This is a genomic window from Micromonospora sediminicola (genome assembly GCF_900089585.1).
GTDB classification, from domain to species: domain Bacteria; phylum Actinomycetota; class Actinomycetes; order Mycobacteriales; family Micromonosporaceae; genus Micromonospora; species Micromonospora sediminicola.
This window is the reverse complement of sequence record NZ_FLRH01000004.1, coordinates 1,401,032-1,413,654: the sequence shown is the minus strand read 5'-3', so window position 1 is coordinate 1,413,654 and position 12,623 is coordinate 1,401,032. Positions and strand designations below refer to the sequence as shown.

The following is a 12,623-nucleotide window of genomic DNA, read 5'->3' as shown; positions in this document are numbered from 1 at the left end:
GGTCAGACCTTAGCCAGCGGGCGGGGCGCAGGCTATGGTGCGTGACATGGCGTTGACAGCGTGGACGGTCGACGGCGTCGGTCCCGCGCGGGCGCACGGCTGACGGGTGTCGGACATGCAGGGTGAGGGGCAGGCGATCGGTGGCCGAGCCATGGAGTCGATGACCGGACGGCTGCTGGTCGCGACACCCGTGCTCAAGGATCCGAACTTCGACCGCACCGTCGTGCTGCTGGTCGCCCACGAGCCCGGCGGCGCCCTCGGCGTGGTGCTCAACCGGGCCACCGAAGTTCCGGTGGCCGACGTGCTGGGCGACTGGAGCGACCTGGCGCGGGAGCCGGCGGTGCTCTTCGAGGGCGGCCCGGTCCAGCCCGACTCGGCCATCTGCCTGGCCCGGATGCGCCACCCGGTCAAGCCGGTCAAGGGCTTCCACCGGGTCTCCGGCGCGGTCGGCACCATCGACCTCTCGGTCGACCCGGCGAAGCTGCGGGACGCCGTCGGCGGGATCCGGGTGTTCGCCGGCTATTCCGGCTGGGGCGCCGGCCAGTTGGAGCGCGAGATCGAGGAGGGGTCGTGGTTCGTGCTCGACGCGCTCCCCGGCGACGCCTTCGTCGACCGCCCGGACGATCTCTGGCCGATGGTGCTGCGACGGCAGGGCGGCATGATGGCCGCGGTGGCCCACTTCCCGCCCGACGTGGCGCTGAACTGACCGGGCCGGGGTGACCCCCCGCGAGATGACCATGCCGAACGGCGTGTGTATAGTTCTTCCCGTGCCCGGGCGACCGGGGACGACCGCAAGGGGCCGTGGCGCAGCTGGTAGCGCACCACACTGGCAGTGTGGGGGTCAGGGGTTCGAGTCCCCTCGGCTCCACCCGAGCGGAAAACGCCCTGGTGAGTATTTCTCACCAGGGCGTTTCGCGTCAGTCGGCGGCACGGCCGGTGAGCACCAGGGCCCAGCTGAACGCCGCGAACCCGCCCGTGCTCGCCAACGCGCGGATCACGTTCCCGGTGACCCAGGTGGCCTCGAAGCGCGCCCGTACGGCACCGGGGTCGCCGAGCCGGTCCGCCGGTCCGGCCGCCGCCAGCGCGTCGTTCAACGGGACGTTGACGGCGACCGTGATGCCGACCGCCACCAGGTAGAGGACGAGCCCGGCGATGATCCACGGCAGTGTCGGGCGGGCCGTGCCCCGCCAGGCCAGCACCACCGCCAGCGCGGCGAGCAGCGGCGTGCCGAGGAACGCCAGCAGGAACCAGCCGTTGACGATGGTCACGTTGATCCGCTGCATCGCGTCCACGAACGTGCGGTCGTCCGCGCCCCGCAGCGCCGGCATCACGGCGTAGGCGAACGCGGCGAAGAGCCCGGCCATCAGCCCGGCCCCGACGGTGGCCCCGACCAGCGTCAGGTGCGCTACGAGTCTCATGTGCCCAGTCAATCGCCGTCCGGTGAGACGGCACATGGCCAGGACGCGCGAATCTGTGTGTAATCGTCTTCGTGGACGCCGTTGCCGGACTGCTCGACGGCCCCCGGGCCCGGGGCGCCTTCCTGCTCCGTTCGATCCTCACGCCGCCCTGGTCGATGCTGGTCCGGGACGAGGCGCCGCTCACCGTGGTCGCGGTGGTCCGTGGTGACGCCTGGATCGCGCCGGAGCAGGCCGAGACCGCGCGGCTCGGCGCCGGGGACGTGGCGATCGTGCGCGGCCCCGGTCCCTATCTCGTCGCCGACGACCCGGCCACGCCGCCCCAGGTGGTGATCCACCCGGGTCAGCGCTGCACCACGCCGGACGGGCGGGAGCTGTTCACGATGACCGGGCTCGGCGTACGCACCTGGGGCAACGGTCCGGACGGCCCGACGATGCTGCTGACCGGCACGTACGCGGCGCAGGGAGCGGTCGGCCGACGGCTGTCGGACGCGCTGCCCCCGCTGGCGGTCGTCCCGCGCGACTCCTGGGACACACCGCTGGTCCCGCTGCTGGCCACCGAGATCGGGAAGGACGAGCCGGGGCAGGCGGCGGTGCTGGACCGCCTGCTCGACCTGCTGCTCATCGCCGCGCTGCGGGAGTGGTTCGCCCGGCCGGGCGCGGCGGCGCCCGCCTGGTACCGGGCGCACGCCGACCCGGTGGTCGGCCGGGCCCTGCGGGCGCTGCACCACGACCCCGCCCGACCGTGGACCGTGGCGGCGCTGGCCGCCGAGGCCGGGATCTCCCGGGCGGTCCTGGCCCGGCGGTTCACCGCGCTGGTCGGCGAGCCGCCCATGTCGTACCTGACCGGGTGGCGGCTGGCGCTCGCGGCCGACCTGCTCCGCGAGCCGGGCGCCACCGTCGGGGCGGTGGCCCGTCTGGTTGGCTACGGCAGTTCCTTCGCGTTGAGCGCCGCGTTCAAGCGCCGGTACGGCGTGAGCCCTCGCCGGCACGTGGACGCGCCTACCATGGCCGGATGACGGTCGACCTGTTCGCCGGCGTCCCGGTCCGCGACCGCGCGGTGGCCACCGCCTGGTACGACCGGCTGCTCGGCGGTCCGCCGGCGTTCCTGCCCAACGACACCGAGGCGGTCTGGGAACTCGCCGAGCACCGCTACCTCTACGTCGACGTGCGGCCGGAGCACGCCGGGCACGCCATGCACACCGTCTTCGTCGACGACCTCGACGCCCGCCTGGCCGGGATCGCGGCCCGCGGACTGGCGCCGGCCGACGAGGAGACCTACGACAACGGCGTCCGCAAGGTCGTCTTCCGGGACCCGGACGGCAACGAGATCGGTTTCGGCGGAGGGCCGGCCTGACCGACCTGCCGGGCGGGTGTGAGCTGCCCGACAGGGCCCCGGTTCATCCGGCGGTCGGTGGGTCGCCCCGCCGTGCCCGCGGCGGTACCGTCTCCCCGGGCCCGTCGGTCGGCCCTCGTACGGATGAGGGAGGGCGGGGTGCGGGATCGGGTCGGGCGCACGGTCGACGACGGCAGCGGCCTGCTCCCGTCCGACGTCCTGCGCCGTACCGGCGCCGAGGTGGCGGTCCTCGTCCTGCTCGACCCCGCCGGCACGCAGCTGGACCTGATCTACTCCGTCGGCATGGTGCCCGAGCTGGCCGAGACCTGGGCCCGTTTCCCGCTCGCCGCGCCGGTCGGCATCTCCCGCGCCGCCCGCACCGGTGAGGTGGTGGAGGCGGGGTCGTTCCGGGAGCGGCTGATCCGCTTCCCGGCGACCGCGAGCCTGCCCACCGCCGACGTCGAGGGCCTGGTGGCCGCACCGCTGTGGCACCCGGACGGCGACGGGACGGTCGTCGGCGCGCTCAGTCTCGGCTTCCGGGGCCACGTGCCGCCAGGCACGGTGGAGGCGGCGACCGGCCTCGCCGCGTACGCCGCCGGGCGGGTGCGCGCGGCCGGGCTGCGGCACGGTGCCCACGTGCCGGTCGCCGAGGAGCCCGGACCACCCGGCCCGTCGCCGGTGGCCACCCTGGGGCACGGCCCGGCGGTGTCCGCCATCGACCAGGCGTTGCTGGAGACGATCCTGCTCCACCTGCCGGTCGGGGTCAGCGTGCTGGACCGGGACCTGCGCTTCGTCATGGCCAACCAGCGGGCCGCCGAGATCAACGGACGGCCGGCCGCCGAGCACCCCGGCCGGCACCTGCGCGAGGTGCTGCCGGAGCTGCCCGAGTCGTTCGCCGAGCAGCTCCGGCAGGTGATCGACACCGGGCGTCCGCTGGTCAACCTGGACGTCGTCGGTCCGACCCCGGGACGGCCCGGCCAGCGGCGGTGGCGGGGCAGCTACTACCCGGTGCACGGGTCCACACCGGTGGGCCCGGTCGGCATCGCGGCCGTCTTCGACGAGGTGCCCGATGAGGCGACGGTCGGCGTCGAGCAGCTCACCGCGGACCGGGCCACCATGCTCACCGCCCTCGACACGCTGGTGGAGAACGCGCCGGTAGGGGTGGCCCTGCTCGACACCGACCTGCGCTACCTCAAGATCAACCCTGTCCTCGCGGCGTGGAACGGTCGCCCGGTCGGCGACCACCTCGGCCGCCGGGTGCCCGACCTGTTCCCCGAGCTGGGTCCGGTCGTCGAGCCGCTGATGCGGGAGGTCGCCGAGACCGGCGCGGTCCGCGACGTCGAGGTGGTACGCGCCGGCCGGACGTACCTGAGCAGTTTCTTCGCGGTGCCGGGCGGCGGCGGGCGGGCCGGCGCGGTGGCCGTCCTCATCACCGACGTCACCTCGCGGCGGCGCGAGGAACGGCGGGCCCGCCGGGTGCAGGAGTTCACCGCCGCGCTCTCCCAGGCGGTCTCCGTGGCCGAGGTGGTCGCGGCGGTCCGGGACGGCGCCGGTCCGGCGGCCGAGGCGACCGTCGCGGCCGTCGCGCTCCTCGACGAGGCGGGCCGGCAGATCCGTTTCCCGCCCACCGGCCAGGAGCCCCCGTCGCGGTGGAAGGCGGTCGGGCGGGACGCCGTTCACCCGATCGCGGCCACCTTCCGGGCCGACGAACCCAGCTTCCACCCGGAGCTCGAACCCCTCCTCGACCGGTTCCCCGACGCCGCCGACGCGATCCGGAACAGTCCCCACCGGTCGTGGGCGATGGTGCCGCTGCGCGGACGGGGGACCGCCGCCGGGGTGCTCGTCTTCGGGTACGCCGAACCGCAGGAGTTCGAGCCGGCGCGACGGGACTTCCTGGTCACCCTGGCCGGTCTGGCCGGGCAGGCGCTCGCCCGGGCGCAGCTCTACGAGCGGGAGCACGCCACCGCCGTACGCCTGCAACGCAGCCTCCTGCCGTCGCGGCTGCCGGCGGTGCCCGGAGCCGAGCTGGCGGCGGTCTACCTGGCCGGCGACGCGGTGGGGGTCGGCGGCGACTTCTACGACGTGTTCCCGGTCGACGGTGCCGCCGGCCGGGAGTGGGTCCTCGTGGTCGGCGACGTCGCCGGCCGGGGCGTGGACGCCGCCAGCGTGACCGGCCTGGCCCGGCACACGCTGCGGATCACCGCGGCGCTGGCGGAGCCCGCCACCGCCCTGCGCCAGCTGCACGTCCGGCTCCGGGACGACCCCGACGTGGACCGGTTCCTCAGCGTGGTGTGCGGGCGGCTACGGCTGCGCGACGGCGGTGCCGACCTGGACGTGGCCTCGGGCGGCCACCCGCCCGCGCTGGTCCGCCGGGCCGACGGGCGGGTCGAGGTGATCACCGTGCCGGGCGTGCTGCTGGGCGCCTTCCCCGAGGTGCGGCTCGGGCGGCGGTCGGTCGCCCTCGAGGCCGGCGACACCGTGCTGTTCTACACCGACGGGGTGATCGAGGCGCGCGGGCCGGGCGGGCTCTTCGGCGAGGAACGCCTGGTGGAGCTGCTGCGCGACGCGCCGGACAGCACGCCGCGGCAGCTGGTGGAGCTGGTGCGCGACGGGGTGGCCGCCTACCAGAGCGGCCCGGTCGCCGACGACATCGCGATCCTGGCGCTGCGCGTCGGCGGCTGAGGAGGGGCCACGTGGGCCCCGCCCCGCCCCCACCGCTCAGCGCGCCCGGTACGCCTTCGGCAGCCGCATGCCCCGCTCGGCCATGAGCTGCCGGACCCGGTTCGGGTAGTCGGTGATGACGCCGTCCACGCCGAGGTCCATCAGCGCCGCCACGGTCGGCATGTCGTCGCAGGTCCACGGCACGACCCGCAACCCGCGTGCGTGCGCGTCCGAGATCATCTTCCGGTCCGGGTAGAACCGGAAGGCCGGGTCGGCGATCGTGCCGTTCTGCGGGAACCCGTAGTTCGGCGAGAGCGTGGTGACGCCCGGGATCGCGTCGGCGGCCCGGACGAAGTCGCCGCCGAAGTCGTCCACGTCCAGCCCGCCCAGCCAGGGCGACGCGCCCGGCCTGCCGACCTGCAGGAAGTCGTAGTTGGTCAGCGCCACCAGCGGCCAGCGCGGCGCGAGCCGGTGCATCACCCGCAGCGCTCCCCAGTCGAACGACTGGATGGTGACCTGCCGCTCGATGCCCGAGCGCCGGATCTCCTCGAAGACCCGCCGGACGAACAGCTCACGCGGCGCGGTCTGCTCGGGCGCCCCCGCCTCCACCTTGGTCTCGATGTTGAGCGTGATCCCACGGGCCCGGTAGCGCTTCACCAGGTCGAGCACGTCGCGCAGCTCGGCCATCCGGGCGCCGGCGACCTGCTCCTGCTCCGGGAAGCCGGGCAGCTGCTGGTAGCCGCAGTCCATGGTCCTGATCTGCGCCAGGGTCAGGTCCTTGACGTACTTCCCGACATACGGGTACGCCGGGTCGCCCGGACGCACCGGCGCGGTGTCCCGGCACTTCTGCGCGCTGACCTGGCGGTCGTGCGTGACGACGACCTTCTCGTCCCGGGTGACCTGGGTGTCCAGCTCCAGCGTGGTGACGCCGAGGCGCATCGCCTTGGCGAAGCCGGCCAGCGTCTCCTCGGTGGTCATGCCGATGCCACCGCGATGGGCCTGCAGGTCGAAGTGGGTCCGCTGCGGCGGGACGCCGGGACGGTCGGCCGGCGCCGCGTGGGCGGCCGCCGGAACGGCCAGCGCCGCGCCGGTGACCAGTGCCGTCAGCACCTGACGGACGGACATGGAGGAACCTCCGCTACCTCGGTTGACGTTCGCGCAGCCGAAGGTAGGCGCGGAGACGGTGGCGGCCGTGGCGGCGAGGTGAGGGGCGGATGAACGGTCGCGGGCGAGCCGGTCCGTGCCGGTGGCCGGGCCGCGGCGTTCGCGGCCCGGCCACCGGGGACGTCAGCGGGGTCGGCGGGTCTTCGGCAGGTCGAACTGGTCCGCCCGGCGGCAGTCCTTCGGCCCGCCGACCGCTGTCGGCCCGACCCGGTCCAACGCCTGACGGGCCCGCTGGCGGCCGAGGTTCCAGGCGTACCAGGGGTCGCGCTGGTCGAGCTCGTCGGCGATCCAGCTCAGCGTGCAGCGGCGCACCGGGTCGGGCAGCCGGGTGAGCGCGGGGGTGGCGTCGGCGGACAGCGCCCGCAGGTACCAGGCGTCGATCTTGCCGGTCTGCTCGTACCGGAGCGTGTTGCGCCGGGCGGCGTAGTCCTCCGGGTTGAGCACCGCCAGGCCGAGCAGCATCGCCACGGCCAGTGCCACGGTGGCGCCGGGGATCCACCGGCCCCGCCAGCGCACGCCCGCCGCCAGGATCATCAGGAAGACCGCGCCGAGCAGCAGCTCGAACGCCATCACGAAGATCCGCTCACCAGTGAAGCTGTAGACCTTCTGGTAGGTCCACATCCGGGACAGCGCGGACACCACGATCACCACGCTGAGCGCGCTGAGCAGCCCGAGCAGCACGCGCAGCAGGACGCGTTCGACCGGCCGCTCCCGCCCGGCCCAGCGACCCACCCCGGCGAGCACCGCCACCGTCAGCAGCGTGACGAAGAGCAGCTGCCAGAAGCCGCTGCGGGCGTACTCGGCGTAGCTGAGCCCGGCGACGTTCTGCACGTGTCGCTGGCCGCCGAAGAGCACGGTGAACTGCACCACCACGAAGCCGGCGAAGAGCAGCGTCAGCGCCCCGATCGCCGGGGCCCACTCCAGCAGGCCGAGCCGGCGCTCACCCTCCCGGTCCACGGTGGACAGGTCGGGCGGTGCGGCCAGCGTGTAGACGGCGGCGACCGCGATCAGCCCACCCACCGCGGCGAGGAAGAGCCAGCCGACGACCGTACCGAGGTCGACCTCGGGCACGAGCGTGCCCAGCGCCTCGGAGAACGCCGCGTCGGCCGATGCGAGCAGGCTGCCGAAGACCACCAGCACGACCAGGGTGGCGACCACCGACACGGTGACCTTGCGGACCGTCGTCGCCTCCGGCGAGGCGCTGACGTGCCGGCGCACCCAGGGCAGGCCACGCAGCGCCGCGAACGGCGTGGCGACGAGGCCGAACAGGATCGAGCGGACCAACCGGCCGCCGGCGATCGCGAGCGTGGCGCAGCCCAGCGCGCCGAGCACGCAGAACGTCACCAGCCACCAGGCGTTGCGGACGGCCGGCACGGCGATCAGGGCCAGGGCCGCCACCGCCCACCCGAGGCGGATCAGCCGGTCGGCGCGGGGCAGTTCGGCGGTCTTCGCGCGGACCGCGAGCAGCACCGCGACGGTGAGCGTCAGCCAGCCCAGGAACCAACCGATGCCGACCCGGCCGAGCGGCACGAAGACCGCGCTGCCCAGCGCGCCGGCGAGCACCGCGAGCGGCACGGCCCGGCCGGTGGCCGGCTTCGGGCCGGGCCACCGGGCGCCGAGGAACGACGTGCGGGCAACCCGGGGCCGGGGAGCCCAGCTCTGCGGCGGCGGGTAGGTGCCCCAGGGCCGCATGTCCTGGTACGGCGGCGCGGCGGGCGGGTGCGGGCCGGCCGGCGCCACCGTGGTGCCGGCGCCGACGGGCGCGGGCTGCGGCCCGGCCTGTCCCGCCGGCCCGGCGGCGGTCACCGCGGACGGGGAGGGTCGCACGGCCGTGACCGCCGGGGGCGATGCCGTGGTGTTCGAGCCCGTGGCGGCCCCGGACGTCGCCGTCGCCGGTCGACGCGCCGGGTCGGCGTCCGCCGCGACCAGGACCGGGCCATCGTCACCCGGGCCATCGTCGCCCGGGCCGCCGTCGGCCGGACCGGCCGCAGCCGGGCTGTCGGCCGCGCTCGGCGCACCGGACGTCGGGCCGGCCCCGGCCGGGCTGCTCCCGCTCGGCTCGCCGGCGGTGCGCCCGCTCTCGGCCGTGCCGGTTGCGACCGGGACGGCTGACTGCCCGCCCGCCCGGGACGGCGGCGCGGCGAGCGTCGGCGCGGTCGCGCCCTCGACGGTCGGTGGACCGGCCTGGGCGGGCACGCCGGTGGCCGGCTGACCGGCCGCCGGGACCAGCGGCACGAACAACGCGTAGCCCTGGGTGCCGGCCGGCACGGTGACCGGGATCGCCCAGGCGGGCTGCCCCTCCGCGCCGGGCCACGGCACCGGCGGTGGCGCGCCCTCCATCGTGGGCAGGACCAGCAGGTACGGCTGGGGGGCGGGCGGGACCACGCCCGCCGGTGACCCGTCCGCCGGGGCGGCGCGGGGCGGCTCGGGGGCTGTGCCGGCTCGGGCAAGGCTCGCTCCTTGATCACAGGGTGTCGTCACTGTAGGGCCCAACCCGGCCGCGCTGCCGCCCCGATTGTCCGTTCGGCCAGCCGAGCCTGACCGGTCGGGGCGTCGACGCGGATCGAACCTTTGCCGCCTCCCGCCCGTACCAGTGCGCGGGAGGTCGATCACATGGACACACGTCGCGCGCTCGCCGCGCTCGCCGCCGTCGCCGCGACGCTGCTGTCCACCGCCGTGCCGGCGAGCGCCCACGGGGCGCCGACCAGCCCGATGAGCCGGGCGGCGGCCTGCGGTCCGGAGGGCGGCCGGGCACAGACACCGGCCTGCCGCGCCGCGATCGCCGCCGGCGCGGCGGTACGCGAGTGGGACAACATCCGGGTGGCCCGGATCGACGGGCGGGACCGGGAACGCATCCCGGACGGGGAGCTGTGCAGTGGCGGGCTCTCCGCGTACCGGGGACTGGACCTGCCGCGCAGCGACTGGCCCGCCACCACGCTCACGGCCGGGGCCCGGCACACGTTCCGCTATCGCACCACCATCCCGCACGAGGGCACGTTCCGGTTCTACGTGACCACCCGGTCGTACGCCCCGGACCGGCGTCTGACCTGGGCCGACGTCGAGGAGAAGCCGTTCCTGGAGGTCACCGACCCGCCGATCCGGGCCGGCGCGTACGAGATGCCGGGACGGTTGCCGACCGGGCGCACGGGCCGGCACCTGATCTACGTGATCTGGCAGAACTCCAGCACCCAGGACACCTACTACTCCTGCTCCGACGTGATCTTCCGGGCCGCCGCGAGTGGCTCCGGGAGCAGGAGCAAGCCGTCGGCGAGCGCGGCGGCCCCGCGTACCCTCGCCGTGCCGGCGACCGGCGACGAGCCGGCGGCGGGGGTGCCGGTGGCGGCGGTGACCGACACCGGCCCGCTCTCCCGGCCGCTGGTCATCGGCGCGGCGGCGGTGGTCACCGCGCTGCTGGCGACAGTGGTCGGCCTGCGGCTGCGACGGGCCGGCGGCCCGCCGCCCGGGCGGCCGTGCGGGGTGCGCAACCACCGCGCCGGGCGGCGCCGGATCTGGTGAGCCTCAGTCGAGCAGCTGCTCGATCTCGGCCAGGTCCTCGCCGGCCAGGTCGAGGTTGTCCAGCGCGGCGACGTTGCCCTCCAACTGGGCGACGCTGCTGGCGCCGACGATGAGGCTGGTCATCCGCGGGTCCCGCAGCGCCCACGTCAGGGCGAGCTGGGCCAGGGTCTGGCCCCGCCGCTCGGCCACCGCGGCGAGCCCGCGGACGGTCGCCATCCGCGCCTCGTCCAGGTCGCTCTCGTTGAGGAACACGCTGGTCCGCACGCGCGAGTCGGCCGGGATGCCGTCCAGGTAGCGGTCGGTGAGCACGCCCTGCGCCAGCGGGCTGTAGGCGATGCAGCCGGCGCCCACCTGCTCCAGCGTGTCGAGCAGGCCGTCGGACTCGGTCCAACGGTTGAGCATCGAGTACGACGGCTGGTTGATCAGCAGCGGGGTGCCCAGGTCGCGGAGGATCTCGGCGGCCCGGGCGGTCTGCTCCGAGTCGTAGTTGGAGATGCCGACGTAGAGCGCCTTGCCGGACCGGACGACGGCGTCCAGCGCGCCCATCGTCTCCTCCAGCGGGGTGTCCGGGTCGAACCGGTGCGAGTAGAAGATGTCGACGTGGTCCAGGCCCATCCGGCGCAGCGACTGGTCCAGCGACGAGATCAGGTACTTGCGGGAGCCCCACTCGCCGTACGGGCCGGGCCACATCAGGTAGCCGGCCTTGGTGGAGACGACCAGCTCGTCGCGGTACGGCTTCAGGTCGGTGGCGAGCAGCCGACCGAAGTTCTCCTCCGCCGACCCCGGCGGCGGGCCGTAGTTGTTGGCCAGGTCGAAGTGGGTGATGCCGAGGTCGAACGCGCGGCGGACGATGTCGCGCTGCCGCTCGAAGGGCCGGTCCGGCCCGAAGTTGTGCCACAGGCCGAGGGAGATGACGGGCAGCCGGAGCCCACTGCGGCCGCTGCGCCGGTAGCGCATCGATTCGTAACGGTCGTCGCTGGCGAGGTAGGTCACCTGATCATTCTGCCGCCACCGGCGAACAGGCGTGCGGTCACGGCGGCGCGGGTAGCGTCGGATCCATGCGTTTCGTGCGGCTCGACACCCCCAAGCCCATCTCGAAGATCGGCCTCGGCACGTGGCAGTTCGGTTCCCGTGAGTGGGGCTACGGCCCCGACTACGAGCGCCGCGCCGCCGAGATCGTGCGGCGGGCGCTCGACCTCGGGGTCACCCTCTTCGACACCGCCGAGCTCTACGGCTTCGGCCGCAGCGAGCGGATCCTCGGTGCCGCGCTCGGCGACGACCGGGCGAAGGTCGTGGTGGCCAGCAAGATCTTCCCGCTGCTCCCGGTCGCCCCGGTGGTGCAGCAGCGCGCGGTCGCCTCCGCCGCCCGGCTCGGCGTCGACGGCATCGACCTCTACCAGGTGCACCAGCCCAACCCGGTGGTCGCCGACACCACCACCATGAGCGGCATGCGCACGCTCCAGGACGTCGGCCTGGTCGGCGAGGTGGGCGTCAGCAACTACGACCTGCGCCGGTGGCGGTTCGCCGAGGCCGCGCTGGGCCGCCGGGTGCTGAGCAACCAGGTCCGCTACAGCATGCTCGACCGCGGCCCCGAGGAGGACCTGATCCCGTACGCGGAGCAGGCCGGCCGGATCGTCATCGCGTACAGCCCGCTGGCCCAGGGCTTCCTCTCCGGCCGCTACGACGCCGCCAACCCGCCGGCCGGGGCGGTGCGCCGGGCCAACCCGTACTTCCTGCCGGAGAACCTGGCACGCGGCACCGAGCTGATCGCCACGCTGCGCGAGGTGGCCGACGCGCACGACGCCACGCCGAGCCAGATCGCACTGGCGTACGTGCTGCGGCACCCGAACGTGGTCGCCATCCCCGGTGCGTCCGGAGTGGAGCAGATGGAACGCAACGCGGCCGCCGCCGAGATCGACCTGACCGACGACGAGTACGCCGCGCTGGCCACCGCCGCGCGCGCGTTCCGCCCGGTCACCGGCCTGGCCGCCGTACCGAAGATGATCCGCGCCCGACTGGGGAAGTGACCGCATGGACGACATCACCGCACTGATCCTGGACGACCACGCCGCCTTCCGGCGCGGCTTCGCCCGGCTCGACGACGCCCGCGACCCGGCCGAGATGCTGGCGATCTGGGAGGCGCTCGCGCTGCACCTGGACATCCACGCGGAGGCCGAGGAGGCGATCCTCTACCCGCACCTGGTCAAGCACGGCGACGACGGCGAGGACGAGACCGCCGACGCCATCGGCGACCACAACAAGATCCGTGACGCGGTCGCCGAGTCGAAGCGGCACGAGGTCGGCTCGGACGCCTGGTGGGCGGCGGTGGGCACGGCCCGCAAGGAGAACAGCGAGCACCTGGCCGAGGAGGAGGACGAGGCGCTGCCCGACTTCCGCCGGCACGCGAGCGTGGAACTGCGGGCCGAGCTGGGGGCACGGTGGCTCACCTTCTACGGCGAGCACAAGAACGGTCGGAACCTGCGCTTCCACGACAAGGACCCGGAGGCCTACGTCCGCGACCACCGCTGAGG

General features: G+C 74.7%; 11 protein-coding genes and 1 tRNA gene. 8 read left to right on the top strand and 4 right to left on the bottom strand.

Annotation, left to right across the window (positions count from 1 at the left end; genetic code table 11):
- Positions 1-115 precede the first annotated feature (115 nt).
- Both GA0070622_RS28165 and GA0070622_RS28160 read left to right on the top strand, forming a co-directional pair.
- Complete coding sequence (locus tag GA0070622_RS28165; protein ID WP_091584149.1) at positions 116-706, top strand: YqgE/AlgH family protein; 591 nt, start codon at positions 116-118, stop codon at positions 704-706.
- 89 nt (positions 707-795) lie between these two features.
- Positions 796-868, top strand: a tRNA-Ala gene (locus GA0070622_RS28160).
- A 49-nt stretch (positions 869-917) separates the two neighbouring features.
- Here GA0070622_RS28160 and GA0070622_RS28155 read toward each other — a convergent pair.
- A complete protein-coding gene (locus GA0070622_RS28155; RefSeq protein WP_091581528.1) occupies positions 918-1,418 on the bottom strand; it encodes an anthrone oxygenase family protein in 501 nt (166 codons plus the stop codon).
- 71 nt (positions 1,419-1,489) lie between these two features.
- Between GA0070622_RS28155 and GA0070622_RS28150 the strand changes: the two genes are divergently transcribed.
- From GA0070622_RS28150 to GA0070622_RS28140, 3 genes are all read left to right on the top strand, one after another.
- Positions 1,490-2,434 (top strand): AraC family transcriptional regulator, encoded by a 945-nt coding sequence (locus GA0070622_RS28150; protein ID WP_091581526.1) that lies wholly within the window; start codon positions 1,490-1,492, stop codon positions 2,432-2,434.
- Positions 2,431-2,772, top strand: a complete 342-nt coding sequence (locus tag GA0070622_RS28145; RefSeq protein WP_091581524.1) for a VOC family protein — start codon at positions 2,431-2,433, stop codon at positions 2,770-2,772. The genes GA0070622_RS28150 and GA0070622_RS28145 overlap by 4 nt, the downstream gene beginning before the upstream one ends.
- 138 nt (positions 2,773-2,910) lie before the next feature.
- Positions 2,911-5,433, top strand: coding sequence for a SpoIIE family protein phosphatase (locus GA0070622_RS28140; RefSeq protein ID WP_141561844.1), 2,523 nt, complete (start codon positions 2,911-2,913; stop codon positions 5,431-5,433).
- Between the two features lie 36 nt (positions 5,434-5,469).
- Here GA0070622_RS28140 and GA0070622_RS28135 read toward each other — a convergent pair whose 3' ends face one another.
- Positions 5,470-6,537, bottom strand: a complete 1,068-nt coding sequence (locus tag GA0070622_RS28135) for a glycerophosphodiester phosphodiesterase family protein (RefSeq protein ID WP_091581518.1) — start codon at positions 6,535-6,537, stop codon at positions 5,470-5,472.
- A 162-nt stretch (positions 6,538-6,699) separates the two neighbouring features.
- Entirely contained in the window at positions 6,700-8,961 is a 2,262-nt protein-coding gene (locus GA0070622_RS28130) for a DUF4153 domain-containing protein (RefSeq protein WP_342672787.1), read from the bottom strand.
- 228 nt (positions 8,962-9,189) lie between these two features.
- On the opposite strand from GA0070622_RS28130, the gene GA0070622_RS28125 reads away from it, so the two are divergent.
- Positions 9,190-10,092, top strand: coding sequence for a lytic polysaccharide monooxygenase auxiliary activity family 9 protein (locus GA0070622_RS28125; protein WP_091581512.1), 903 nt, complete (start codon positions 9,190-9,192; stop codon positions 10,090-10,092).
- Between the two features lie 3 nt (positions 10,093-10,095).
- Here GA0070622_RS28125 and mgrA read toward each other — a convergent pair whose 3' ends face one another.
- Positions 10,096-11,085: an L-glyceraldehyde 3-phosphate reductase gene (gene mgrA / locus GA0070622_RS28120; RefSeq protein WP_091581509.1), complete on the bottom strand. Its 990-nt coding sequence runs from the start codon at positions 11,083-11,085 to the stop codon at positions 10,096-10,098.
- 65 nt (positions 11,086-11,150) lie between these two features.
- Between mgrA and GA0070622_RS28115 the strand changes: the two genes are divergently transcribed.
- Positions 11,151-12,119: an aldo/keto reductase gene (locus tag GA0070622_RS28115; RefSeq protein WP_091581506.1), complete on the top strand. Its 969-nt coding sequence runs from the start codon at positions 11,151-11,153 to the stop codon at positions 12,117-12,119.
- Positions 12,120-12,123: 4 nt separating this feature from the next.
- Positions 12,124-12,621: a hemerythrin domain-containing protein gene (locus GA0070622_RS28110; protein ID WP_091581503.1), complete on the top strand. Its 498-nt coding sequence runs from the start codon at positions 12,124-12,126 to the stop codon at positions 12,619-12,621.
- Positions 12,622-12,623: the final 2 nt, after the last annotated feature.